The organism is Terriglobia bacterium, from assembly GCA_020072785.1.
Classification (GTDB): Bacteria; Acidobacteriota; Terriglobia; order Acidiferrales; family UBA7541; genus Acidiferrum.
The window spans coordinates 587,895-614,255 of the sequence record JAIQGG010000002.1 but is presented as its reverse complement, the minus strand read 5'-3'; the positions used below and the strand labels follow the sequence as shown (position 1 = coordinate 614,255).

The window sequence follows — 26,361 nt, the reverse complement described above, 5'->3', positions numbered from 1 at the left end:
GGGGGAGGGCCGCGCGGTAAATACGGAGGGCGATCTTGGCCGGCGGAACTACGGGAGAGGTGCGTGTGTCAGCGCGGGGGTAAGAGCACCGGTTAGTCCATATCCCGCTTCCAACGCGCGCTGATTGATCTGTTCGGTCCCTTTGGGAATTCTTTCCAGAAGAGCTTTCTGGAGCGCCTCGCGGGGGATGAGGCCGGAAAGATTGGCGATCACGCCGAGGCATACCATGTTGGCCACGACTTCCCGCCCCAGCGTGACACTGGCCGTCTGCAAGATGGGGACACTGGCCACTTCGAACGAACCGGAGGGCAAGCGGGTCACCCGCGTCGAATCAACGATGAGCAACCCGCCTTTCTTGAGCTGGACCCAATATTTGTCGCAGGCCTTCTGCGTCAGGCATAAAAGCAAGTCCAGTTGCGAGCAGATCGGATAATCAATGGGCTGATCGCTGATGACCAGATCGGAGCGGCAGCCTCCACCACGGGACTCCGGCCCGTACGACTGGGTATAAGCCACATGCTTGCCGCAATGGATGCCCATTGCTTGGGCCAGTATGGCCCCCGCCAGGACCAGACCTTGTCCGCCTTCTCCACTCAGTCGAATTTCGTAGCGATCCATATCCCCTCACCGGGCCTGTGCGCCCAGATGCGCGAAGCTCTCCTGGTAACTCGCCGCATATTCGGGCCGGGGTTCGTGATGCAGGATGCCCGTCAGCATTTTTCCTTTGAGTCTCTCCGGAGGCAGAGTGGCCGCGGTCTTGGCATCCACGACGTTCTGCTTCTGGGCGAGAATTTGATCCGCCGGGTTGCCCATCCGGTTGAAGCGCCCGAAGAATTCCGGACAGTCGCTGATGATTTCCAGGAAAGAGAACCCCGGATTCTGAATGGCGGCGACGATCAGTTTTTCCAGTGTAGTCGGCTCATAGGTGATGCCCCGCGCCACAAAACTGGCTCCCGCCGCCTCCACCAGCCGGCAGGAATCAAAGGGAGTCTCAAAGGGACTCGTTGGACCCGTAGTACTGTTCTTTCCCTGGGGGGTTGTGGGTGCAGCCTGACCGCCCGTCATTCCGTAGATTTCATTGTTCAGAAGCAGGCAAGTCAGACCCACATTCCGCCGGGCCGCATGGATCAGGTGGTTGCCGCCAATAGACAAGCCGTCGCCGTCCCCCGTGATGACAATCACGGTGAGCTCCGGCCGCGCCATCTTGATGCCCGTGGCAAACGCCAGGGGCCTCCCGTGCGTCGTGTGCAGGGTATCAAAGTCCACATAGCCGGAGAGCCGGCTGGAACAGCCAATCCCGGAAACGACCACGACTTCATCCTGACTGAGCTTCAGGGAGTCGATGGCCCGCAACAGAGCTCCCAGTACAATGCCGTGTCCGCATCCCGGACAGAGCATGTGCGGGAACATTTCCAACCGCAGGTACTTTTGAATATCAAACATGGCAGGCATCCTCGGCTTGCAGTGCGGAAAAAATCTCATCGGGGGTGATGGCTTCTCCGTTCGCCTTCAAGCAGGTCTTGACCGCCTTCTTCTTTCCTACCGCCCGCTCCACTTCTCCCGCCATTTGCCCCAGATTCATTTCCGCCACCACGATGCGGGTGGCGGGCTTCACCGCGGCGACTAACTCTTCCCCCGGAAACGGCCACAAGGTGATGGCGCGAAACAATCCCGCCCGAATCCCCCGTTCCCGCGCCTGCCGCACCGCCTGTCGCGCCGCCGCGGCCACAATTCCGTAAGCAAAGACGATTACCTCGGCATCCTCGCACTGCAGGAGCTCGTAGCTGACAATCTCCTTGCGGCAGCGGTCCACTTTCAGCTGCAAGCGCCTTTGCGTCGTCTCCACAATTGCGGGATCCTGCGTCGGATATCCCCGCGAGTCGTGGGCCAGGCCGGTCACATGGTAACGATAGCCCTCTCCAAAAGGCGCCATCGTTGGTACTCCATCCTCTCCGGCGGCATAGGCTTCCAGCTTCCCCGGCGAGCCGTTTGGTTTCCTGCGATTTTCCACGGGAAGCCCGGCCAGGCGGCCCAGGTCCACCTTCTCGTACATGTGCGCTACGACTTCATCGAGGAGCAAGATCACCGGCGTGCGCAGCCGCTCGGCCAGATTGAATGCGCGCACGGTGAGTTCGTAGACTTCGCTGGGCGAGCTGGCGCACAGGGCGATTGCCGGATGGTCGCCGTGCGTCCCCCAGCGCGCCTGCATGACATCGGCCTGGGAAGGAGAGGTGGGCAATCCGGTGCTCGGGCCGCCCCGCATCACGTCCACCACAACACAAGGCACTTCGGTATAGCAGGCAAAACCAATATGCTCCTGCATCAGGGAAAACCCCGGACCGCTGGTGGCCGTCATGGCCTTCATGCCCGCCAGGGACGCGCCGATGACCGCGGCCAGGGAAGCAATCTCATCTTCCATTTGAATGAACTTGCCGCCCGCCCGCGGGAGAAGCTTGGCCATGGTTTCCGCGATTTCCGAGGAAGGACTGATGGGGTAGCCGCCATAGAAGCGGCATCCCGCGGCGATCGCCGCCCGCGCACAAGCCATGTTCCCCTGCAGCAATTGAACTGGTTTGGTCATCTTCTCCATGGGACTCTCGGTGACTAGTGGACGCTGACCGCCAGATCCGGGCATAACCATTCACAAAGCATGCACCGGATACAGGTTTCGGCCTTGACCACTTCCGCAAGTTTACTGCCGTTCATTGCCAGACAGTTCTGCGGGCAGATGCGCACGCAGATTTCGCATCCCTTGCACCAATTCTGCCGAATTTCAATGAACGGAGCTTCGGCGTGGGCCGCTTCCCTTCTCTCGAAGAGCGGCTCCTCGGCTTGCGGCTCCCCGGCACAGGGAAACTCCACGCTGCGGCCAGCCAGGAACGCGCGCCGGTTCATTTCCGCGGTTTTTGGCTTTACGCTTTTTTCAATGGCGGAAAGCCATTCCTCGGCGGAAAATTCGCAAACCCGGGAGAGCGCGCCAAGAAGCACGGTATTGCACATCCGGAGGTCGCCCAATTCGAAGGCCAGCGATTCCGCATCGAACCGCCGCACATCCTCAATCTGGCTTCGCAGCGTCTGTTCAATCCCTCGCGGGTAGCGCGTGAGCGCGTCGGGACGGCGATCCTGACAAGCGGCCGGGGGGATGCGCTTCTGGGTGTTTACGATCACCGTGCCGGTCGGCTTTACGTACTTGCTCCAGCGCAGGGCTTCGGCCGGCTCGAAAGCCAAAAGCACATCGCTGGTACCCGGTTCGATCGTCGGAGAAAGGACTTGGGTGCCGTAGCGGACATGGCTGTAAACCACACCACCCCGCTTGGCCATGCCGTGCACTTCGCTCTTCTTGACCTGATAACCGCGCCCCAGACAGACGGTTCCCAGGATGTCGCTGGCCAGCAGAACTCCCTGGCCTCCGACGCCTACGATGAGCACGTTTTGTGTTGCCGGGCTTTCCATACTCTCCTGCTCAGACGGCGCGCCGTGCCGGATCATTCGCAAGGGCCACAATGGCTTCGGTGGGACACAGCAACGCACAGACCGCGCAGCCCATGCAGGTCCGCGCGTCAATCGTCACCTTGTGCTGCCCTTGGTAGATCTCTTCGGTCCAGACGATCGCCGGGCAGCCGAGATTCATGCAGATCTGACAGGCATCGCAGTCTTTCGCATTCACGGCATACGGTATGGTTCGTATGGTTACCGGAGATACCACACACGGACGATTGGTGATGACCACGGAAACGCCGTCATGGTTGATGGCTGATTTCAATGTACGGTAGACGGTTGCGACATCGTAAGGGTCCACCACCTGGACGTGTTCCACACCCAGCGCTTTGCAGAGCTTGGCAATCTCGATGGTACGGACCTTTTCTCCCCGAATGTTCTTGCCCGTTCCCGGATGCTCCTGGCCACCGGTCATGGCCGTGGTCTGATTGTCGAGAATGAGAACGGTAATCCTGGCGTTGTTGTAGAGCGCATCGATCAGAGGAGGGATGCCCGAGTGAAAAAACGTGGAATCGCCGATCGTGGCCACGATCGGCCGGGCACCATCCCCGCCTTTTTGCAGACCCACGGCCATGCCGATGCTGCAACCCATCGCCAAAGTAGTCTCGATGGCGGCCAGAGGTTCGTAAACCGCCAGCGTGTAACACCCGATATCGCCGACCACCAGCGCATTCAGCTTTTTCAAAACCAGATACGGCACGGTATGCGGACAGCCGGGACACAGAGCCGGAGGCCGGAACAGATTTTCCTGCACCGCCAGGCTCTTCTCCGGTTCCGCATTTCTGGGGGGGCTAGGGAGCACGCCGGCCTTCTGAAATCCCTGGCGCACGCGTTCCGGACTGAACTCACCCAGGCGCGGGAAAAACTCTTTCCCTTCCACCGCGATGCCGGCGGCCTTCAATTGCTCTTCAATGACCGGTTCCAGCTCTTCCACGACCAGCAGGCGCTGCACGCTGCCGGCAAACTTCCGCAGAAGATCGAGCGGCAGCGGGTGGATGAGTCCGAGTTTGAGAATACTGGCCTCCGGCAAAACCTCCTTGACGTACTGGTAGGCCATGCCGCTGGTGATCACGCCCACGGCGTTGCCACCCCGCTCCCAGCGGTTCAACGAACTCTCTTCGGCAAACTCGCGCAAGCGCGCCGCTCGCTCCAGCACCTTTTCGTGCCGGACCCGCGCATTGCTGGGTACCAGCACGTTTTTGGCGAGATTCCGCTCATAGCCGAGTACCGCGGGAGGTGCGATCGGTCCCAGAGTAACCATCCCCTTGGTGTGAGAGAGTCGCGTGGTGCTGCGCAACAGCACGGGAGTATCAAAGCGCTCGCTAATCTCGCAGGCCTGCTGCACAAAATCTTTGGCTTCCTGACTGTCGGAGGGTTCCAGCAAGGGGATTTCCGCAAACCGGGCATAAATGCGGTTGTCCTGCTCGTTCTGGGAACTATGCACGCCGGGGTCGTCCGCCGTGACGATGACCAGGGCGGCGCGCACCCCGGTGTACGCTACGCTCATCAGGGTGTCCGCAGCCACGTTCAGGCCCACATGCTTCATGGTGACCAGTGTCCGGGAGCCTGCCAAAGCGCCGCCTACCCCGACATCCAGCGCCACCTTCTCGTTCGGCGACCAGGAGACGTAGTGTTCCGTATCGTACCGCGCCAGGGTTTCCAGAATCTCCGTGCTGGGCGTCCCGGGATAGCCGGTAGCCACGCGGATTCCGTTTTCCAGGGCTCCCCGCGCTATGGCCTCGTTGCCGGAAAGCAGCTCTTTAGCCGGTGTCAAAGTCGTGGTCGCCATCGCCTGACATTCCCCGAGAAGAGCGTTTAGTATATTACACTTTTCTATTTGTACTTATATTTCTGTAACATACTTTCGCGCAGAGCATCCCCCTTGTCAAGTACAAATTCACTCTCCAGCCTTTTCCAGAACATCGCAGCCTGCTCAGCGTACGGACACGGTTTCTGCTTTTTCCCAGGAGGTTTCAAATGGGTTCTGGAGGGCCCGCAGGCGTGCCTGTGTGGCATCCCAGCGGGTTTCGGAGGGCGCTTTATAGACCTGCTCAAAAAAACCAAGGGCCCCGTCGACGAGAAGTTGGTAGTAGTCCCGGAACAGGCGCCAGGCAGCAGCTCCGGCCCATGCTTTGGGCAGCAATTCGGCAGGCAAGCCGGGGTCTATGAACAGAAATTTGCGATACTCGTGCACCAGCCAGGTCTTGTCCGCAAAGCAGATCCGATTGGACACGGAAGCGCCGCGAGCCACCTCCCCCTGGCAGGCCTTCCAGCGCGGCTGCCAGGTTCGGATGAACTGTTCGTAGCTGCGGTTGATCGCCGAAATGTCCCAGCATCGCCGCACCAGTTCTTCGCTGCTGGCATTGCCAATGTGCCGGGCGGTGAAGACCTCTACGGAGGCCTTCATCCCCTGTAAGCGAAGGTGGTTCAGGGCAATCCGCCCGAGCGGATTGGGCGATATCCACACTCCCGGAATCAAACGGCCGAATCCCAGCCACTGCAGTTCGCCCCGCAAGCGCCCGCGCTGCGCCGACTTTGTTTCCGGCTGGCCATAGGTGATGACGGTCCATTGCCCATCCCAAACGCCCGAGCGCGGATGAAAGATTCGCCGGGCTGCTTCTTCCATGCGCTCTTCCCCAAGTTTGGTCAGACTGTAGAAGCTATTCTTGCCGTCGCGGACGGCTTTGAGCCAGCCCTGCTGGCAGGTCCTCGACAGCGCCGTTCGAACCGCACCGGAGGAAAATCCCAACTCCCCCATGAGGGTGACCAGACTCCCGCTCCAGATGGTGCCCCCAAAGTGGCGGATGTAATCCCCGTAGAGAGTAAACACCATAGAGCGGGCTTTCACGTAGTTTCACCTCTGCGATTTCAGCCCAATAGCCCCTTTCTTTGGCCTGCAAAAAAAAGGGCCCGGCTGAAGCGGCGCCGAACTCCGCTTCTTAAAATCAATATAGCATTATCTTAGCTCTAGTTCATACGGTGTAATACGTGCGGCACTCGCAGCGGGCAAGAGACAGGCCGGTTCCAAAGAGCGGCCGGGAAGCCTCGCAAGTTGCAGTGATCGTTTCTGCCAGCGAGGACCGCATTCCTGATCCGGCGTATGGCTCTAATAGGCCTTCAGCTGGCGTGCGGCCTCGATGACATCCTTCGCTTGCGGAAGAAAAGCTTCTTCCAGGGGAGTGCTGAAGGGCACGGGGCAATCCGGCGCGGTCACGCGCATCACCGGCGCTTCCAAATCCGCAAAGGCATGCTGCGCGATCCGGGCAGCGAGCTCTCCGGCAAACCCGCCATTCCGGGTATCCTCGTGCAACAGGATCGCGCGATTGGTTTTCCGGACACTGGCCAGCACTGCCGCTTCATCCAGTGGAACGAGGCAGCGAAGATCGATGACTTCCACGTCCAGGCCTTCCCGCGCCAGCGCCTCCGCCGCTTCCAGGGCAACAAATACCATCGCGCCGTAGGTGATGACAGAAACGTCTTTGCCCGCACGCGCAATCCTGGCCTTGCCGAGAGGGACTACGAAGTCCTCGCGCGGAATCTCTTCCTTAATCCTGCGGTAAAGCAGCTTGTGTTCAAAGAAGAGCACCGGATCGGGATCACGGATGGCCGCCTTGATCAGTCCCTTGGCGTCGCAAGCACTCGCCGGAACCACCACCTTCAAACCGGGCGTATGCACAAATGGCATTTCCGGGTTATTAGAGTGAAATGGTCCGCCATGCACTCCCCCGCCAGAAGGACCGCGAATCACCATGGGAACGCCCGCACCCCAGCGATAGCGTGCTTTGGCGGCATAGTTCACGATCTGGTCGTAGGCGGTGGTAATGAAGTCCGCAAATTGCAATTCAACGATGGGACACAACCCCATCATGGCGGCCCCAATGGCCGCTCCCAAAAAAGCATTTTCCGCCAGAGGAGTATCTACAATGCGGCGCGGACCAAAACGCTCCAGCATTCCGGCAGAAAGTTTGAAGGCCCCCCCATAGGCCCCGATATCCTCGCCCAGCATGAAGACGCGGTCATCTCGCTCCATCTCCTCCCAGATTCCCTCGCGGATTGCCTCCAGATAGGTAAGCTCCGACATACCTCAGTTCCCTTCTGCCTTCGGCATGGCAACCGGCGATTGCGTCTCACTTCCATCCGCAAAAACGTTTAGCAACAATTCCGCGGGATCGGGGTAAGGAGACAGTTCGGCTCGGCGGACCGCTTCCTCCACATCTGCTGCCACGCGCTGATCGATCTGCTCTATTTCGGCGCGGGAAAGGACCGACGCCTCCAGCAGAACCTTCTCGAAGTGAACAATCGGGCACTTTCGGGCCCATTGCTCGAACAGTTCCTTGGGCACGTATTCCGCTCCGTCATGTGCGGAATGCCCGCTCATGCGAAATGTTTCGCACTCCAACAGCGTCGGCCCTTCCCCGCGGCGTGCGCGCGCCATCGCTTCCTTGGTCGCTTCGTGAACCGCCAGCACATCGTTGCCATCCACGCGGTGACAGGGGAAACCATAACCAGCGGCCCGGTCCGTAATGTGTGGAACCGCCATCTGCCGGCTGACCGGCGTCGAATACGCATACTGGTTGTTATTGCAGATGTAGACGATGGGCAAATTGAAGACGGCGCCGAAATTCATCGCTTCGTGCCATTCTCCCCGGCTCGTTGCTCCGTCGCCGAAGTAGCAAAGCACGACATTGGGTTGCTTCCGATATTGGAAGGAGAAGGCCACTCCATTGGCCACCGGAACGATGGCCGCCATCGAGCTGATATAGGAAATGATATGGTGCTTTAGCGATCCCATGTGCGTGTTGCCGTCGCGCCCGCGGGTCGGCCCGTCGCGCCGCCCCAGATAATGGGCGACGATCACCCACGGTTCCATGCCGCGAATCAAGAACGCCGCCAGATCCCTGTGCGAAGGACAGACGACGTCGGCGGGCTCGGTGAGAATGGCACTGCCCGCGGAGATCGCTTCCTGACCGCGTCCAAAGAAGACGCCGCCTACGATCTTTCCTTGGCGATAAAGCTTTTCAATCCGATGCTCCAATGCCCTCATGAGCTTCATGTAGTAAAGCAGCCGACTGCCCAGCTCGCCCGAGACTATTTGCATCATGGCACCTTAACCTGCACAAGTTGACCGGAGACTTCTTTGTCCGCCGCAGCGAGCAGCAAACTGGGAAGAAGACCGCCGGTCCCGTGAAGCAAGGAGTATAAGCCGCAAGAATTCGCGACGCTAGTGAGGCGCATTGAACCGCAGAGGATGACGGGTGTAGTGCTCCTCCATAATTTGGACAGTCAGGGCCTCGGAAGTCGGTACCGCTGCAAGAACCAGGAGCGCCTCGCGCCGGGTGCGATTCCCCATGCGGCGATGAGGGCGGCCGTGATTATACTTCTCGATCCACCGGGCGATCGCACGCTTGTTGGAACGCTCATGAATGTACGGAGAAAGGCTACAAGCAGAACGTGAAGTTCCGCGAGGAAATCGGGGAAGCAATTGGGTAGGGTTCAAACTACGCGACTTGTTTTCGGCTTCAGATGTACCGAAGGTACCGAAAACGGGGGTTTATGAAGCAGAAGAGGTTCTGGTGTAAGTGCTTGTAATGTGAGAAATTAAGGGAGAGCGCCCGTAGCTCAGCCGGAAAGAGCGTCTGCCTTCTAAGCAGAGGGTCGGGAGTTCGAGTCTCCCCGGGCGCGCCACTTCCAACCTTTGCCAATGATGGAATTACGACTTCTGCCTCTGCCCGTTGCACTTCGGATTTGGGAGCAGAACGGAGCAAAACGCTGGAGATCTTACATGCCAGCAGCTTCTGCGCTTCCGGCATCGGTTGCGTATACACCGAAAGCGTGAGTCGCGAATCCGTATGCCCCAACTGCGCTTGTAATGCCTTGATGCTCTCGCCAGACGGATTCGCCCAAGTGGAATACGAGTAGCGAACATTATGCCACGACACCCGGGGAATCCTTGCCCCCTTGTCTCCGGCACAACTTCTACGTGCCCCAGTGTGTAGGGATCTGGAGGCCCACAGATTGCAGGCTACTTGGTATTGAGCACCTCAGGCACTGAAATCCGCCGATTCACATAACTCTCCAGGATCTGATCGAGTTCCTGCGGCCGGATGGGTTTCGTCAGGTAACCATCCATTCCCGCGGCCAGGCATCGATCGCGGTCGCCTGTCATGGCATGGGCAGTCAAGGCGATGATCGGTTGGTGCTTCCCGGTCTTTTTTTCTTTTTCCCGGATGATCGCGGTCGCCTCAAGCCCGTCCATCTCCGGCATCTGCACGTCCATTAGAACCAGGTCAAAGCTTCCTTGGTTGAGTGCCTCGATGGCTTGTCGCCCATCGACCGCCAACACGACGCGATGTCCTCTCTTCTCAAGCAAACGTATCATCAGCAGTTGGTTCACGGGGTTGTCTTCCGCGGCCAATATTCGCAGGACCGTCATGGGGTCGCGCGCATCTTGCAAGGAGTACCGCGTGACCAGTGGAATCGCGCCAGTCTGTTCGCGCGCGCCCAGGACTTGGGCAATGGCTTCGCGCAATTCCGATTGGCGGATGGGTTTCAATAGGTAAGCCGCAACACCCAACTGTTTGCACCTCTCCGCATCTCCTCGATGACCCGCGGAGGTCAACATCATGATCGTTGCCGTGGCCAGCTCCGGCCTCTGCCGGATCCGCTCTACCAAGGAAAAACCATCCATTTTCGGCATATGCATGTCCGTCAAAATTAGCCCGTATGGCTCCACAGCTTCTCGCGCAGCAGACAATTCCGCGAGCGCTCCTTCTCCCCCTTCAACCAGAGTCGGCCTCATCTCCCAGCGCCTCAGCATCCCATCCAGAATTCGCCGGTTCGTGCTGTTGTCATCTACGACCAGGACCTTTACCCCGCGCAGGATCTCAGGCGGAGCGATGTTTCCAACCGCGCTTGGCATTTCTGAACTCTTCAGCTGCACGGTAAAGAAGAAGTGAGTTCCTCGCCCAACTTCACTTTCCAGCCAAATCCTCCCCTCCATCAGTTCTACAAGGCGCGCCGAAATCGTCAAGCCTAATCCCGTTCCGCCATACTTCCGTGTCGTCGAGGTATCCGCCTGGGAAAACGGAGCAAAGATTAGAGCTTGCTTCTCCGGGGGAATCCCAATCCCTGTGTCAGACACAGTGAATTGCAGTGTGCGGTTGTCGTCGCCTTGCGACTTTACCTCAACTTTCATCGCCACTTCACCTTCATTCGTAAACTTGATGGCGTTTCCTACCAAGTTAGTCACAATTTGTCGAAGCCGGCTGGAATCTCCCCGCACCACCTCCGGAACTTCCGGAGCTATCTCGCACAGTAGCTCCAGCCCTTTTTCATCTGCACGGAAGGCGAGCATCTTCATTGTAGATTCCAGGCAATTGCGGAGATTGAAGTCGACCACTTCAAGATCGGCTTTCCCCGCTTCGATCTTGGAAAAGTCCAGGATGTCGTTAATGACAACCAGCAGTGAATCAGCTGATTGTTTGACCGTATCCAAATATTCGTGCTGTTCCGTGGTAATTTCTGTTCCGAGCGCCAAATCCGTCATTCCCATGATGCCGTTCAACGGCGTCCGGATCTCATGGCTCATGTTGGCCAGGAATTCACTCTTTACGCGGCTGGCTTCTTCGGCGGCGTCCTTTGCCCTTCGCATCTCTTCTGTTCTCTTCAAGACACGATTTTCCAGCTCTTCATTCGCACTCTGCAGGGCAGCATCTCGCTGCTGAATGTCCTCTAACATTTGGTTAAATGAGCTTACAAGCGTGCCGACTTCGTCATTTCCCCGTGGCACCGCCCTTAATGAGTAGTCTTTCTGTGTGGAAACCCCGCCGGCAATCCTGGCAAGCTCGAGAATTGGCGCCGTGATCACCCGGAGAAGCTGGGAAGAAACAACAAACGCCAGGAATATTGACACCACGAGAACGAGCGCGGAAATTCGAGCATATTGCCGAAATGCGGTATGAAGCAGACCAAGATCCGAAATGATGGTGATCGAACCCACCTTAGTCCCCTGGAGTGAAACATTCCGTGACAGCCTCAGATGCTCCGAGTCAAACTGCGCGCCATCTCCCTGCGATGCCGGCATCTCAAAAGAATCTGCGAGTTCCGGTCGGCGGTATTCTGTAAAAATCTTTCCTTCGTTATCGTATAAGCAAGCGGCAATAATATGTTTCTCACCTCCCAGCGCACCAAGCATGTCGTGAGCCGACTTCCGGTCGTTAAACATTAGTGACGCAGCCGTATTGGCACCCAGAGTGTCTGCCAGCGTTGAAAGCTCGCTAATCATGGTGGTGCGAAAGCTGGCACGTTGGTAAATCACAAATCCCACGCTCGCCAGAGCAAGTGCCAAACAGCTCGTCGCTAAGATCACTGCTGCTAATTTCCGCTGGATCGACAAATTCCGGAACAATTTCATTTTTGTTGGCTCCCGGGCGTCTTACCTGCAGTGTTCGCGAACGTCTCGCCACCTGCCCCATGTTCCGGCCCGGCGGATGGCGGGAAGAAGGCGCTTGCCATTGCCACTGGCGCGGCAGCCGCGAGTTCTCCCGTGCCATCGGGATCATGCCCTTGGTCTTTGATGATTCGCGCCAGCACCAGCAGCCTTGAGCTGATCTTGAGCTTCGCCTGGGAGGCCGCATTCAGGTTGATATCGAAGCGCACCTGTTGATCTTCCAGGGAGAATTGAATCATGCCGCCATGCGCAGCGAACTGCGTCATCTCTCCGACCGTGAGGACGCTGGATCCTTTCAGAGTTGAGAAGATCTGAGCGGTGGTTTTCCTCTCGGAAGAGCTGATGTAGAGGACGTGGCAACCCCGGACTTCCTTGCCATTTTGAGGGTGGCGAATCAGCACAGGCCTGCCGTTAAGGGTTTGTTTGGAGACTATGGATGTCAAAGAGCTTCCGAATGGATCTCTCCCAAGGATGCACAGAAGGATCGGGGCTTGCGGATCGAGGTAGGCCGAGGGTGGCCATTCAACGAAGCGCATTAGATTATAGAGCATAGCAGCTTTCAATTCGTACTCACCCGCGTAGTCCCCCTGGCCGGCGGCCATCCTGGGAGCCATGACCTGCACCAGAAGCAGGCAGAAAACCAGGGGCACGCGGAGCAGTCCACGTATCGGGCGGGCAGGAAGTTTGCCCGCTGGCCGTGCGCGCGGCTTGTTCACTGGGTTGCTTTGCTGCTGCATTTTGCTCACGTGGCTGATATTTTTCCGTTCCTATTTCGTACGCAAATGAGGCCGATAGGTCAGTTTTATCCGAAAGCTTCGCCCGTCTTGAGGAATCGAGGTTTGCACATGTTCGAGGCCCCCCGAGTCGGCGTACCGCTTATCAAGAAGATTGTAGAAACCGCCGGAAAAGTCGAACTTCTCCGTTATTTTGCGGGTGAAAAAGGTCAGGTTTATGATGAAGAAGCCGCCCAATTCTGTTTGCGCGATCGTTCTTCTCCGGCTCACGTATTGGGCATCGACGCTGGCAAAGAGCTTCTTCTTCACCAGAGGAACGCTGAGATTCACCTTGGCCAATTGCTTCGGAGAATTAGTCAGCACGTCTCCGGTCACTACGTTCCGCGAGTCTTGTAAGGAATGCGATATTGCACCTTCCAGACCGCCCGGCCATTTTGCTCCCAGCTCGACTTCGATTCCCTTCGTTTGCACTGGGGCTGAATTCGTATAGACAGGGCGGTCTGTGACTAGGTCCTCTTCCTGCTCGATCAGATCGTCAATCCGATTCAAAAAGCCCGCACCCGACACGTAATACGTCTTCCCGAACCGATGCTCGACGCCCAATTCCCAGCTGCGAATCCTCTCCGGTTTCAATGAAGGGTTTGGTGTATTGCTCTTGTTGCCGGCATAGAAGCTTTCATAGTTGTTAGGTGCACGGAACGCCCAGCTGTAGCTCGCCTTGACGTCCGTGTTCGGCTTTGGCGTAAAGAGTAGACCTACTCGTGGACTCAGTGTGTTTTCAAATTTTTGATGCCAGTCGCTGCGCAGGCCCGCCACCAAGGCCAGGTTCTTGCGAATGGAGTACTTGTCCTGAAAATACAATGCCCAGACCCGGGCAGAACGGTGATCGTCAAGGTAGAGATAATAAGGCTGGATATCGTAGTTCACCTGCTGCTGCTGAATATCCTGGCGGAGTTCGGTGCCGAGCGTGACCTTATGTCGTTTGAAAAAGACTCTGGAAGCATCGCCCTGAAAATCCCACCAGCTTCCGCTGGCAGCGTCGTAGTTCTCCGTGTACGGCGGGATGCCTTTGCCCGCATAGTCGTAAATGTAGATTCCGTGATAGTCGTACCAATCGTAGGAGGCCCGTCCCAGCGTCTCCCATGATCCAAACGTGTGGTGGTACTGGAGATCGACATAAGTACGGGCATCTGTGGTTCGGGTCCGTGAATCGTTGAAAACGGTGCCGAATGAGGCGGTCGGAATGTGCTTGGTGCGAGAGACTTGAACGACATGGATGTTGAAATCCCGGTAGATGATGTCAGCAAACATGTTGTAGGACTTGTCTCCGTCGGCGTTTTCAGCAATCCCGTTGTTGGTGGTAGGGCTGTCAAATTCCGGAAAGAAGAGTCGTCTGTGCCCTTGGCTGTTGACGAAAGAGCCGGAGAGGAGCGTTTCAAGGCCGTTGTCAAAACGGCCGCCGTAACTCACTCGGCCTTTGTAGGAATTCCAGCTTCCGGCTTCGGTAGAAAGTTCGATGGCGTTCAAATCGCGGCCTCGCATTGTGATCACGTTGATGACCGCGACAAATGCTCCCGTGCCATAAACCGAGGAATTAGGTCCCCGAATGATCTCAATGCGCTCAATCAGATCGACATCGACCGGGAATTCTGTACCTACATAAGCTCCATCGAAAATATTGTCGTTTACCCGATGGCCATCAAGTAGGAAGAGAATGCGCGCGTTGTAATCCCCTGGCATTGACAATCCGCGTACCCCTACATAGCTGTAATTGCGGTCGTTAATCACGTAGAAGCCGCGAACGCTCCGCAGCACGTCTGCCAGGGTCCGATACCCGTGTTTCTGGATCTCCTCGGCCGTGACCACGGTTATCGAGGCGGGCGCATCCGCAGCCTTCTCGAGAAACTTAGAAGCACCGTAAACCGACTCCACCTTCAACTTCGCAAGATCTTCGATGCTCAGTCCGCCCAGGTCGACTTGGCCTGATTTCTGCGCCGCGACTGAGCCAGCACAGAGCATCACGAGCGAGAGAAGCCAGTAGGCTGCGCGGATTCGCCGCGAAAGTCGGCTTTCGGAGCGATGGGGAGCCCCGACAGCGATGCGGCTCTGGTCCCTTGAGTCAGATACTCGAACGGGGTCCACCCTCCGCCTGCTAGTTCTTTGGTTCCTGATGCACATCATGACGATTGCTCCGCCCTCGTATCTGGGCACGCAAATGCCCGAAGTGCACTCCGGAGCGGCTAATTTGAGCTGTAAAATCAAGAATTTAACTGGGTTCAACACGAGATGACGGAGTCACCCCTTAATGACTGTTCCGAATCCGCCCATGTGTGCCTGAATCGAACTCTGTCTGCCACCTCATGCTCGGATCGGTGAGAGCGTGTGAGTGTCATCGATTCGCCCATCTTGAGCTGCAATCCTTTCTCTGGCCGATGGTTATTACGGATTATAAACTTAACGTTTGGAGAGACCTGAACCGCTATAATAGGTTTTCGCTGATACTGGGAATTTAAGATCTTGTGACCACTGAGCGCGTTCGAGAAGCAAGCGAAGCGAGCGCCTCCACGTGGCGGAGACAATTCGCTGCAGCGGGACACGAACTCCCGCTGCGATGCGTAGTACACGCGGGGCTTCAATGATGGCTTCACACACAAAGCATACAGTTCCTGTCCATACTGATGCGTTTGGGCCAAGCCCACCATGTTCGACGGCTTTTCGGCCCGGCCCTCTCAAATTTGATCTAGGGAATCGCTGCGATTTTGGCGCTGGCGCGCGTAATCGCGAAAAGGACGTATTTACTGCGATCCAGAGCGATCAAGAGGTCTATCAGAGTTTCCTCGAACTCTGAGGTTGTTCCAAGTCTGCTTGACTGAACCAGATCGAAACATCCCCTCCAAAGCTTCCTCTGATTCTGAACACTTTACAAGCACACCCGTGGTTTGAGAATTGCTCCATCTCCCCACAAGTATGTCTTCTGCACTTCGGCCTATGGCCTTCTTCGGGATCGCTGCTTTGCCGTTGCTGGCAGTAGTTCTGACATCCCGTTCCGAACACTTGCGCCCAGCACAGTCCCTCGCCCTTTTCCCACAAATTGGAGGTCGCGCGCATGACCACCCTTGACGAAGTTATGGCCCCGGGACCGGAAAACGCAACGAACAAAGCCACCTTGGATCATTGCCCAGCCGAGCGTGTCCTGATCGTTGATGATGAACCCGCAGCCTGTAAGCTCTTGGCCACCTTGTTGTCGGCGGCCGGTTTTGCCTGTGGAACGGCGTCGAGTGGTGAAGCAGCGCTCGGTCTCTTGCAGAGGGAGAAACCAGACGCTGTGATCTCGGACCTCAACATGCCCGGGATGACCGGCATGGAGCTTCTGGCTGCGGTTCGCCGTCAGTATTCCTACCTGGCTTTACTGGTCACCACCGGAGTGGATGATGTGCGGATGGGCATACAGGCGATGAAGTTGGGAGCCGACGACTACCTCGTAAAACCCCTCCAAGAGGAAGTGGTCATCGCCAGTCTCAAGCGCGCCCTGCAAAAAAAGCGTCTGGAACAAGAAGTCGAAGGCTATCGCCATCACCTGGAAGAGATAGTCACCGAACGTACCCAACAGATCGAGCGCAGCTATGAGGACACGCTGGGAGCGCTCGGCGCAGCCATTGATCTCCGCGATGCCTCAACCGAGGGCCACTCACGGCGCGTATGCCGTTATTCTCTCGAAATTGCCAAAACCTTGAGCCTTTCCGACCTGGAACTCAGAAATATCGCGATGGGAGCCTACCTTCACGACATCGGAAAACTCGCGATCCCCGATGGCATTCTTCTCAAACCAGGACCCCTCACCCCGGAAGAGCGAAAAATCATGCAGAAGCACGTGATGACGGGATATGATCTGGTCAAGCAAATCCCTTTTCTCGTTGCTGCAGCAGAGCTCATCCTGAATCACCATGAGCGATGCGACGGCAGTGGCTATCCACGGGGCCTAAAGGTGGAACACATTCCCGTTAGTGCCAGAATCTTCGCCATCGCGGATACCTTCGACGCAATCACTTCCGACCGGCCTTATCGTCGCGCCCTTTCTTTCGAGGCAGGACTCAGTGTGATCCGCCACGCGTCAGGACGCTTGTTCGATCCGCAGGTCGTCAGTGCATTCGTGGGCATCCCGCCGGAAACCTGGCTGACTATAGCTCGCCATCAACGCCAAATCGCCGCACTACCCTCATGGGTGCGCGGTGGCGGCTCGATGGGGCCGTCCACCTCACGGGAGTCCCCATCGCACAGCTAGCCGCTTTTCTCGCAACAAGATTCCGCCGCAGGCACTTCTCGCGCTGCTTCTCTGCCCATGGACGAACGGTTTCGAGTTCTTTGCGCGTTCGCGGTCGTATACTTCCTGGTGGGTTCGATTATCCTGAGTTCCTCGAAACTGGCAAATCCGCGTGGCTCATAGATATTTTCCTGGTTTATGAGGACTAACCACCTCAAGTACCGCGGCAAGTTGACGTATAAAAGGCTACTCGTAGATATGAATGCCGCGAAGCGAGCCAGAAGTCCGAGTCTGGGAAGTGAGGGTGACCGGCTGCGCCCCCGGCTCGGTTCCAATCGGATTACGGCGTACTCGGCAGTTGAGCTGTTTGAAAATCACATGTATTCCGAACCCTGAAAAGCCTTCTACCTCGACCTGGAATTTCAATCATTTCCAAGCCGCCCCGCTCTAGGGTTTTCTGAACGCATGGTGATCGGACGGGATTTGTAAACAGGAGCGCGTTATCGAGAACCTATCTGCTGGTAGCCAAGTGAATCTTGCATTTCCCACAACGGGACTTCTGGACCGTTTCGCAGAACTGGCAGCCCAGTGCCGAGCGAGTGCGCCGTCATCCGTTCAAGTGGACAGAGCGTTGTGGCGGAGAGCGATTCCAAACGCTGGGCCACCCGCGCATTTTTGACCGAGCGCGGTTGCTTTGAAGAAAATTGCGCCCAATCACGACCTTTATGCGGTCGCCAAACCAGCATGGGGTCAAGGAAGACTACTGCGAGTAGTTTTCGCATCGGTCGGTACCACTCACTCCAGTCTTGAGCAGATCGGAGAATCTTGACTCAGGTGCGTTTGTGCGCTCCCCGGCGAAAGTTTTCGATCAGGTGGTCGCACGTTCGCAGCGTAAACGCCATTATGCTGATCGTGGTCGTTTTGTCCGTACAGTTCAGAAATACGCTCGCGTCGCACACATAGAGATTGGACACGTCGTGAGTCTGCCCAAAGCGGTTGGTCACAGCGCCCTTTGGATCGTTGCCCATCCGGCAAGTTCCGGTCTCATGCAAGCTCCAGCCGGGAATGTGGGGCTCGCTCGCCGATCCCTCGTACACTCCTCCAGCCGACCGAATTACCTCCGCGCATACTTCTTTTGAATGCTCCCACATTTTCAGAACATTTTCATCCCATTGGAAATGAATGCGTGCAACGGGAATTCCATAGGCATCCTTTACTTCGGGATCGATGTCCACGTAGTTGGTATCTGTCCGCAGTGTCGGCGCCTGAATGGTGAAACTCACAGGAGTGGGATACCGTCGTTTGACTTCGCGCTTGTACCCTAAACCGAATCCCTCCGCTTGGATTGCGTACCACGGAAATTCCGTGCAACCACCCCCGGGGTACACTGAATACCCACGAATAAACTTTTCTTCCCGCGGATTCTTCAGGTTCTGCCAGCGCGGCATCCACACCACGGTGTTGTCGCCGACGCTGTCCGGGAAGCTCGGTTGCCCCAGCAATTGCGGCAAATAGCCGCGCGCTGACTCTCCATAGAGATGGTCGCAGAGGTTTCGTCCCAACTGGCGGCTCGAGTTAGCTATGCCGTTCGGCCATTGACGTGATTTCGAATTAAGCATAATGCGCGTGGATTCAATGCAGGACGCGGCCACGATGACTGCTCGGCCGTAGACCTCGACTTCCTGCTTCGTTTTGCGGTCGATGTACGCCACGCCCTTGGCCATTCCGTTCTCATCCACGAGAATGTTTCTTGCCAGCGCATTCGTCCGCAGTTCGAGATTCTTGGTCGCCTCAGCCTTCGGCAGAAAGCGCCAGGGCGTGGAGAAGAACGAGCCGGTATCGCATCCAAAGGTGCACGCCCCGCAGAAGTGGCACTGCGGATGTTCGTCATGATCTTCCGTGAGCTGTGCGATGCGGTCCGGCAGGTACGGCACTCCGATCTTTTCCGCGCCCTTTTGAAGAATGTGATCCAAGCAGCGAAAGTTGAACGGCGGCAGGTACTCGCCATCGGGGTTGCTGGGCCGGTTCTGCACTGTGCTGGACACGCCGATCATCCGCTCCACACGGCTATAATAAGGAGCAATCTCCTCATACGTAACCGGCCAGTCCACGTCGTACCCATCGAGCGACGCTGCACGGAAATCGATATCGCCGAACCGCGCCGACGACCTTCCCCAGAAGTTTGTCTTTCCACCGACGGCGAAACACCTTGGCCACATCCACACTGTCCCCGGAGCCGTGGTGAAAGTAATTTCGTGTTCCCAGACACCTTCCCCCCACTCGGCGTCCACGAACCCGGGGTCATCAGACCGCTTGTCGGGATTGCCGAACCCGCGGAACTTCATCTCCCAGGGCATGCGGTGATTGCGGAAGTCCTTCTGCGGATCGAGTCTCCGTCCAGCATTCAGGGCACAGACCTTCAGGCCTGCTTCGCACAGCGTCTTGATCGCCATGCCGCCGCCAGCCCCTGTTCCAACCACGATCACGTCATACAGTTGATTCGGCATGCCGGTTCACCATTTCGGAGGTGGAAGATGTTTGTGCTCCGGATCGTCCGTATGCGGGCACGCCGGAGATATCTGGTAGAACTTCAGCGCGGGATTGTCCAGTTCTTTGTACCCGATTTCGCTACTATAGAAACCCATCGCCGTCAGCTCCTTGATGCTGCTAAAAAACTCACGCCCATCTTCCTCCCTCTCCCGGTACTTTGCCTTGTACGCGAGCGGTTCAAGAATTGACACTTGCTGTTCCTCAGAAAGCTCCACAAACGGTTGACCCCGCAGCCGCTCCGAATGCGCATTCAGCCACGTGATTCCGGTGCGGAACTTGTATTGCCTTTCGCGGTCATATGCCACCATGAAGTCCACAAATTCGGCCACGCCGGCCTCGCGCGCTCCTGGCCTCTCATCACTCGGAATGATCAGCTCCGTTAGACGCTCGACCAGGGCGTACTCCTGCGCGGAGCAGAACTGTGGCGTGTACTTCGCCGGCTTGATCTTCTGTGTGCCCGCCGCCCCCGGGTGGGCGCAGGCAAACACCCATTTCGTGAACCCGGGATAGTGTGACGCGACCGCAGCTATAGCCAGGATGCGCAAGATTTCACGGCGTTGGAGGTCCTGCCCTGCCATTCGTCACCCCTGAACCGAATCATCTTGAGGAATGGGCCGGACAGATTCTCTCCAAAAGCCCTGAACCGTGCAAGCGGTTGGCTCGTCGCGCACCGGGAGCGGGCCCTGCTGGGTGGCCCGTCTGCGGATGCAAACGTTGGTAGAGGAGCCTTGACAAGCCATGGCGAGTGCCTATAAAAAGAGCGAAAGAAACCGGTTTTCGAGACCGATTGCAAATTTTCAATTCAAACATTAGGCGAATATCACCGGTGTGCGCGCAAGGAGCACTGAAGCCGCAAACAGCGCCAAAGGAGATCGCAGGATGACCAAGTCTGGTTACTCGCGCCGCGAATTTTTGCAAAGAAGTGCAGGATTAGCTGGTGCTTCACTTGTCGGCGGCTCCGCTCTGCTGGAACCTGAACCCGTGATTGCTTTACCTCGATTGACTGCCCCCAGTGACAGAGTTCGCTTTGGGATTGTAGGAGTTGGGATGGAGGGCACTGGGCTCCTGACAACTGCCGTTCAGCTCCCCGGGGTAGAGTGCGTAGCCGCTTGCGATCTTTACGATGGCCGTCACGAACTGGCGAGGGAAATTGTCGGAAAACCCATACGGACAACAAGACGCTACAAAGAGTTGCTCGACGACAAAGAGATAGACGCTATTATTATTGCAGTTCCCGACCACTGGCATAAACAGGTTGTGGTGGACGCCGTAGGCGCGGGTAAGGATGTGTACTGCGAGAAGCCCATGTCGCACAGCCCTGCGGATGGCGTGGCAATGGTCGCAGCCGCAAAGAAGACTGATCGTATCGTGCAGATTGGCGCACAGCGGACGAGTTCCGTGTTGTGCGCCAAAGCTAAAGAGCTTTACGCAAGCGGAGCCATCGGTGAACTAAGTCTTGTCGAAGGGAGCTTGGGCCGCAACGATCCCACCGGGGCTTGGGAATATCCACCACCCGCAGATTTGTCTCCCGAGAACCTGGATTGGGAAACGTGGCTGGGTACCGCACCGAAGAAGCCGTTTGACCCGTATCTATTCGCGCGCTGGCGTTGCTGGAAGGAATATGGAACCGGGGTGGCTGGAGACTTGCTTGTTCACTTGATCAGCGGGATGCAATTTGTCCTTGGAATCAATGAAGCTCCCGAACGAGCGTCGGCGTTTGGCGGCATTTACCGCTGGAAAGACGGGCGCAACACGCCCGACGTCCATCCGGTTCTCTTTGAGTACGCCAATGTCCCGGTGTATATGCGCTTGACGCTGGGGACGGAAACTCCCGAAGTCACCCGGTTCATGGGATCCAAAGGCATCATCGAACTTACGGAGTTTGGCCTGAGCTACACCCCTCAACCTGGGATTGACCTGGCGCCCAGCTATTACTGCTACGGACTTCCGAGTCGTCTGAGGAATGCCTATTTCAAGCAGTGGCATAAGGAGCACGATCCCAAACCCGGGGATGAGCCTGCTCCGCAGACGTTAAGCTATCACGGGAACGACTATGACGATCTGCGGCCGCATCTTTGGAATTTCTTCCAGGCCGTCAGGTCGCGGAAACCGGTTGTACAGGACGCTGTGTTCGGTCACAACGCAGCGCTCGGCTGTCACATGGCGAACGAGTCTTACTACCGAAAGAGTCCGGTATATTGGGATTCCGTTTCGCAGACTATTAAGTCCTAATGCGCTGACAAGCACAGCTTGATTGCGAAGTGGAATGGAAGCAAGCTGAATCGGCAGCCATAGTCCGGCGCTAAAGAGAAGGGATTCATCGTTATGAAGCTTCGGAGAGTCGTCTTCTTCGCGCTAGTGCTGGGCGTATTGTCATTGTCCGCTGGGCGGTATTCCCATCGCCGCAATTCCGAGATGAGTTCCTCCTCGGCGTCAGCCGAGTCCATTAATGCGTTTCTGGGCCGCTGGGATTTGACGTTGAAAGCACCCGATCGGGAATACCCCTCCTGGTTGGAACTACGTGAGGAAGAGGGACAGTTGAAGGCCCAGATGGTGAGCCGTTGGGGGAACGCAAGACCGCTTCCCAAAGTTGAGCTGTCGAATGGCCACCTCACTTTCGTTTCTCCCAAAGAGGAGGAAGCCCGGCCCGAGGATATGGTCTTCGAAGGAACGCTAGTTGGGAAGACGCTGTCGGGGACTACCAACGGGCCGAACGGAATCACCTGGCAATGGACCGGCCAGAGAGCGCCGGCTCTAAAGAGAACCGCTGCCCCGGAGTGGGGAAAGCCGATCCAGTTGTTCAACGGAAAAGATCTGGCCGGATGGAAGATGAACAAATTAGGTGCGGCAGTGTGGAAGGTCGAAGACGGTAACTTGGTGAGCCCTGGGAATGGTTCTGAACTGATCAATGATTCCAAATTCCAAGATTTCAAGTTGCATATCGAATTCAACTGCCCTGCCAATTCGAATAGTGGCGTCTATTTGCGGGGCCGATATGAAATCCAGGTCGAAACAGACTCCATCGAGGAACCACCCAGTCACCACATGGGTGGCGTCTACGGTTTCTTGGCTGCTTCGCCGGAACTGCCTCGCAGACCCGGAGAATGGCAGAGCTTCGATATCACGCTGGTCGGACGCTGGATTACCGTCGCCCAAAACGGCCAGACTATCATCGATAACAAGGAAATCCCGGGTATTACGGGTGGTGCCCTTGACAGCCACGAAGAATTGTCGGGACCCATTTACCTTCAGGGAAGTGAAAAAGGACGCGTAGCTTATCGAAATATCGTCATCACACCAGCGAGGAACTAGCAGGGGCGGCACGCTCCTAAACGACCAATGACTCATTTCTTGCGCGACATTCTTCGCCAGCCGAGAGAGTTGCAGCGGACGGTCGACTTTCTTTTGGGAGCGGGCCGGCCCGCTTTAGACAGGGCGGCAACTGCAATTCGTAACGCTCGCCACGTCTATCTGACTGGAATGGGCAGCAGTTGGCACGCGGCTCTGGGTGCTGGGCCCCTATTTCACCTCGGTGCCCGTCCGGTTTATATGCAGGACGTTTCCGAGTTACTCCATTTTCCTACTCTTCCGCCGGATTCGGTAGTTATCGTAATTTCGCGCAGCGGTCGCAGTATCGAGGTTGTCAATCTGCTTGCCAAAGTGCACAACAGCCGCGTGACCGTCATCGGCATCACCAATTCGGAGGACGGGCCGCTTGCGCGAGAGGCCCAGATTTCGATTGTGGTTTCCACCGAAATGGATCACGCAATTTCTGTTAACACCTTTTCCACATTAGCCGCGACAGCAGGGGTTCTGGCCAGCGCCGTACGGGGCTCCTTTGATGCCCATCTCGCAACCTTGCTAACACGCGCCGTCGAAAAAACCGCCTGGGCCATTGCAGGCTGGCAGGCACAGATTGCACACACACCTTGGCTTGCACCCCGAGCCGTTCCTTACTTTCTCGCTCGTGGTTCAAGTCTTGGGAGTTGCCATGAGGCCAAGCTCCTTTGGGAGGAGGGCGTCAAATCGCCTGCGACCGCTATGGGCACAGGCAGCTTTAGGCATGGCCCGCAGGAAATGGTTACCAAAGATGCGCGTTTTGGCATGTGGATAGACGGAGAGCGTATGCGCGGCCAAGACTTGGCCGTGGCGAGGGACCTGAGGCGACTTGGAGCCTCCGTCATGCTGATAGGCCAAGATCTGCCAAAGGATGCTGCGGATTTGGTGTTCCAACTTCCTGCTACGCCACCCGATTGGCAGTTCCTGATCGACATCATCCCGGTGCAACTCGCGGCTGAACGCCTGGCGCAGCTCTCCGAAGTTGATTGCGATTCCTTTCGTTTTTGTTCCTTCATTGTGGAAGACGAGTACGGGCTGTTACGCGAAGAAGGCAGGGCCCCCAAGGATGAGAAGTAGCACACGCGCCCTCGGGGGGACCACTGAATAAGACGGAATGAGACTCAAAAAGGATGATCGTGATTGGAGCCGTTGATATCGGTGGAACAAAGATCGCGGTTGGCATGGTGGATGACACCGGGAGGGTGTTGTCCAAGTTGGAGTCTCCCACCGATGCCGAACATGGCTACTCAAACGGACTCGAGCGAATTGTTGGCATGCTCCGAGAAACGGCGCGAGATGCCGGCGTCGAAATCTCCGGCGTCGGAATTGGATCCACTGGTATGGTGTACCCCTTCAGCGGCGCGTTTGGCGATGTCGACTTTCTACCGGGATGGAAGGGGAACAACATGGTGGAAGATCTGGCGCGGGCATTCCACGTGACCGTGGCCCTGGAAAACGACGCGGATGCCTCGGCCCTCGGGGAGGCAGGCTGGGGCGCTGGAAAGAATAAGTCGCGATTGGTCTATGTGACGGTCGGTACGGGTATCGGCGGCGGGATCATCTTGGATGGGCAGCTTTACCGCGGCGCGGATATGGCCCATCCCGAAATTGGTCACCATGTGGTCGACCCGTCTGGGCCGCTTTGCACTTGCGGTTTCCGGGGGTGTTGGGAATCACTAGCGGCCGGTCCGGTCCTGGTTGCATGGTTCAAAATGAATGCAGCAAGTAATCACGGATATCCCGCAGAGCTCACCTCCAAACAAATTTGCCAGCTTGCGCAACAGGGAGATGAGCTGGCCCGCCGGGCGGTTGAGCGGGAAGCTTACTACTTGGGTCTCGGTCTGGCTAATCTGATCAATCTCTTTGTGCCGGACATGATTGTCTTAGGTGGCAGCGTAATGAAGAGCGCGGCCCTTTTTCTTGACGGCATCCGAAGGGTAATTCGCCGAGGATGTCGATTCGTTCCGTTTGAAAAGACGGAACTGGCTCTGGCTTCGCTGGGCGAAGACGCCAATCTCATTGGAGCAGCGCGCGTCTGGCACCATCGGTTCAGGAAGGGAGTCGGCCGAGCTTCCTGATTTCCAGTTGCGAGCGACGAGCATTTGCGAGACATAATTCAGTCAATCCCCGGCGTTGCTGGACACGCCGCAATCCGTTGGCAGAGCGTCACGACGTTGGACCGCACTTCCACGAACGATGAGGTAAAAGGTAGCAGATGGCGAGAAGCCGGTATACGGTCAGCTTGGTCTTCCTCACTTTTTTCGTGATCTCCTTGCTGACCAATATTCTTGGTCCCCTTGTGCCGGACATCATCAGCAGCTTTTACGTGAGTCTGACTGCAGCGGGATTTCTGGCCTTCGCTTTCTTCATTGCTTATGGAGTGATGTCCATCCCCGCCGGTTTCTTAGTGGAACGATTCACTGAAAAACCCGTGATGGTGCTGGCTTTTTTGGCTGGGACGCTGGGATCGCTGAGTTTCGCTCTATTCCCCGGGTACCGCGTAGCCATCATTTCCTACTTCACGATCGGCGCCGGGATGGCCGTTCTGCAGGTGGCCATCAATCCGTTGTTACGGGTCGCCGGCGGGGAAGAACACTACGCATTTAATTCGACTTTGGCCCAACTGGTTTTCGGCAGCGCATCATTTATTAGTCCGCGCATTTATTCGCATCTTGTGCTCAACCTCAAGGATCCTTCGCCCGATCAGAATATCGTTTTGCGAATCCTGCAAAAGCTGACCCCGGCGGAGTTGCCGTGGGCCTCGATTTACTGGATTTTCGCTGTTTCCGCAATGCTGATGGTGGTTGTTTTGTCCTTTTCCAGGTTTCCAAAAATTCAGTACACCGCCGAAGAACACGTGGGCTCTTTGGACATGTTTCGGGCCTTGGCGCGCCAGCGGGTCGTGTGGCTCTACTTTGCAGCGATGTTTGCTTACGTCGGTTGCGAACAAGGAACCGCTGACTGGATGTCGAGTTTTCTGCGCCAGTATCACGGTTTGGACCCCCATTCCGCGGGTGCGGCGGCGGTATCCTGGTTCTGGGGCTTGCTCACGGTTGGGTGTCTGGCAGGAATGTTATTGCTGAAGATATTCGACAGTCGTCATGTGCTCATCGGTGCATGCGTAGGGGCTCTGTTCTGTCTGTCTGCAGCTTTGTTTGGCCCCGCAAAGATTTCCGTCATTGCGTTTCCCGCAGTCGGCCTGTTTGCTTCGGTGATGTGGCCTATCGTAGTGTCGCTTGCGCTCAATTCCGTCGCGGAGTACCACGGTTCCCTCTCTGGCATTTTGGGTACGGGAATCATAGGTGGCGCCGTGGTACCGGTGATCATTGGACGCATCGGAGACTATTGGGGACTACGCAGCGGCTTGGCCTTTCTCTACGTCACGTTTGGGTTTGTCCTCAGCGTTGGCTTCTGGGCACGACCGATGATCAACAATGCCACCGTTCGTCTCAAGAAAGCGTCTGCTGAGGTTGCTGATTGATCGAGGCTGCTCCGTGGAGATGAGCCCAGAGACCAACCGTGTTGACCTG

The 26,361-nt window shown here is 56.9% G+C and carries 19 protein-coding genes and 1 tRNA gene; 7 read left to right on the top strand and 13 right to left on the bottom strand.

The window, feature by feature from the left end; genetic code table 11:
- Nucleotides 1-48 precede the first annotated feature (48 nt).
- From LAN61_05900 to LAN61_05865, 8 genes are all read right to left on the bottom strand, one after another.
- A complete protein-coding gene (locus LAN61_05900; GenBank protein MBZ5540039.1) occupies nucleotides 49-618 on the bottom strand; it encodes a 2-oxoacid:acceptor oxidoreductase family protein in 570 nt (189 codons plus the stop codon).
- A gap of 6 nt (nucleotides 619-624) precedes the next feature.
- Complete coding sequence (locus LAN61_05895) at nucleotides 625-1,443, bottom strand: 2-oxoacid:ferredoxin oxidoreductase subunit beta (GenBank protein ID MBZ5540038.1); 819 nt, start codon at nucleotides 1,441-1,443, stop codon at nucleotides 625-627.
- Nucleotides 1,436-2,581, bottom strand: coding sequence for a 2-oxoacid:acceptor oxidoreductase subunit alpha (locus tag LAN61_05890; GenBank protein ID MBZ5540037.1), 1,146 nt, complete (start codon nucleotides 2,579-2,581; stop codon nucleotides 1,436-1,438). The genes LAN61_05895 and LAN61_05890 overlap by 8 nt, the downstream gene beginning before the upstream one ends.
- Nucleotides 2,582-2,604: 23 nt before the next feature.
- A complete protein-coding gene (locus LAN61_05885; GenBank protein MBZ5540036.1) occupies nucleotides 2,605-3,453 on the bottom strand; it encodes a 2-oxoacid:acceptor oxidoreductase family protein in 849 nt (282 codons plus the stop codon).
- Between the two features lie 10 nt (nucleotides 3,454-3,463).
- A complete protein-coding gene (gene iorA / locus LAN61_05880; protein MBZ5540035.1) occupies nucleotides 3,464-5,287 on the bottom strand; it encodes an indolepyruvate ferredoxin oxidoreductase subunit alpha in 1,824 nt (607 codons plus the stop codon).
- A gap of 144 nt (nucleotides 5,288-5,431) precedes the next feature.
- Entirely contained in the window at nucleotides 5,432-6,331 is a 900-nt protein-coding gene (locus LAN61_05875) for a phenylacetic acid degradation operon negative regulatory protein PaaX (protein MBZ5540034.1), read from the bottom strand.
- A 273-nt stretch (nucleotides 6,332-6,604) separates the two neighbouring features.
- Entirely contained in the window at nucleotides 6,605-7,579 is a 975-nt protein-coding gene (locus LAN61_05870; GenBank protein ID MBZ5540033.1) for an alpha-ketoacid dehydrogenase subunit beta, read from the bottom strand.
- A gap of 3 nt (nucleotides 7,580-7,582) precedes the next feature.
- Nucleotides 7,583-8,599 carry a thiamine pyrophosphate-dependent dehydrogenase E1 component subunit alpha gene (locus tag LAN61_05865; protein MBZ5540032.1) on the bottom strand — a complete coding sequence of 339 codons (1,017 nt, stop codon included), beginning with the start codon at nucleotides 8,597-8,599 and terminating at the stop codon, nucleotides 7,583-7,585.
- Between the two features lie 507 nt (nucleotides 8,600-9,106).
- Here LAN61_05865 and LAN61_05860 point away from each other — a divergent pair.
- A tRNA-Arg gene (locus tag LAN61_05860) sits at nucleotides 9,107-9,183 on the top strand.
- A gap of 337 nt (nucleotides 9,184-9,520) precedes the next feature.
- On the opposite strand, the gene LAN61_05855 is transcribed toward LAN61_05860, so the two are convergent.
- From LAN61_05855 to LAN61_05845, 3 genes are read right to left on the bottom strand one after another with little or no spacing between them, the layout of a single operon-like run.
- Nucleotides 9,521-11,911 (bottom strand): response regulator, encoded by a 2,391-nt coding sequence (locus LAN61_05855; protein MBZ5540031.1) that lies wholly within the window; start codon nucleotides 11,909-11,911, stop codon nucleotides 9,521-9,523.
- Nucleotides 11,908-12,693, bottom strand: a complete 786-nt coding sequence (locus LAN61_05850; GenBank protein ID MBZ5540030.1) for a YfiR family protein — start codon at nucleotides 12,691-12,693, stop codon at nucleotides 11,908-11,910. Before LAN61_05850 ends, LAN61_05855 begins: the two co-directional genes overlap by 4 nt.
- Before the next feature lie 21 nt (nucleotides 12,694-12,714).
- Nucleotides 12,715-14,823: a TonB-dependent receptor gene (locus tag LAN61_05845; GenBank protein ID MBZ5540029.1), complete on the bottom strand. Its 2,109-nt coding sequence runs from the start codon at nucleotides 14,821-14,823 to the stop codon at nucleotides 12,715-12,717.
- 964 nt (nucleotides 14,824-15,787) lie between these two features.
- Here LAN61_05845 and LAN61_05840 point away from each other — a divergent pair.
- A complete protein-coding gene (locus LAN61_05840; protein ID MBZ5540028.1) occupies nucleotides 15,788-16,963 on the top strand; it encodes a response regulator in 1,176 nt (391 codons plus the stop codon).
- Between the two features lie 809 nt (nucleotides 16,964-17,772).
- On the opposite strand, the gene LAN61_05835 is transcribed toward LAN61_05840, so the two are convergent.
- Nucleotides 17,773-19,449, bottom strand: coding sequence for a GMC family oxidoreductase (locus tag LAN61_05835; protein ID MBZ5540027.1), 1,677 nt, complete (start codon nucleotides 19,447-19,449; stop codon nucleotides 17,773-17,775).
- Nucleotides 19,450-19,455: 6 nt separating this feature from the next.
- Nucleotides 19,456-20,070, bottom strand: a complete 615-nt coding sequence (locus LAN61_05830) for a gluconate 2-dehydrogenase subunit 3 family protein (protein MBZ5540026.1) — start codon at nucleotides 20,068-20,070, stop codon at nucleotides 19,456-19,458.
- Between the two features lie 301 nt (nucleotides 20,071-20,371).
- Between LAN61_05830 and LAN61_05825 the strand changes: the two genes are divergently transcribed.
- From LAN61_05825 to LAN61_05805, 5 genes are all read left to right on the top strand, one after another.
- Nucleotides 20,372-21,724 (top strand): Gfo/Idh/MocA family oxidoreductase, encoded by a 1,353-nt coding sequence (locus LAN61_05825; protein ID MBZ5540025.1) that lies wholly within the window; start codon nucleotides 20,372-20,374, stop codon nucleotides 21,722-21,724.
- Between the two features lie 93 nt (nucleotides 21,725-21,817).
- Nucleotides 21,818-22,804 (top strand): DUF1080 domain-containing protein, encoded by a 987-nt coding sequence (locus LAN61_05820; GenBank protein MBZ5540024.1) that lies wholly within the window; start codon nucleotides 21,818-21,820, stop codon nucleotides 22,802-22,804.
- A 39-nt stretch (nucleotides 22,805-22,843) separates the two neighbouring features.
- The gene (locus LAN61_05815) at nucleotides 22,844-23,908 is read left to right on the top strand and encodes an SIS domain-containing protein (protein MBZ5540023.1); all 1,065 of its coding nucleotides are present in this window, start codon (nucleotides 22,844-22,846) and stop codon (nucleotides 23,906-23,908) included.
- A gap of 53 nt (nucleotides 23,909-23,961) precedes the next feature.
- Nucleotides 23,962-24,909: an ROK family protein gene (locus LAN61_05810; protein MBZ5540022.1), complete on the top strand. Its 948-nt coding sequence runs from the start codon at nucleotides 23,962-23,964 to the stop codon at nucleotides 24,907-24,909.
- Nucleotides 24,910-25,046: 137 nt separating this feature from the next.
- Nucleotides 25,047-26,312: an MFS transporter gene (locus LAN61_05805; protein ID MBZ5540021.1), complete on the top strand. Its 1,266-nt coding sequence runs from the start codon at nucleotides 25,047-25,049 to the stop codon at nucleotides 26,310-26,312.
- Nucleotides 26,313-26,361 lie beyond the last annotated feature (49 nt).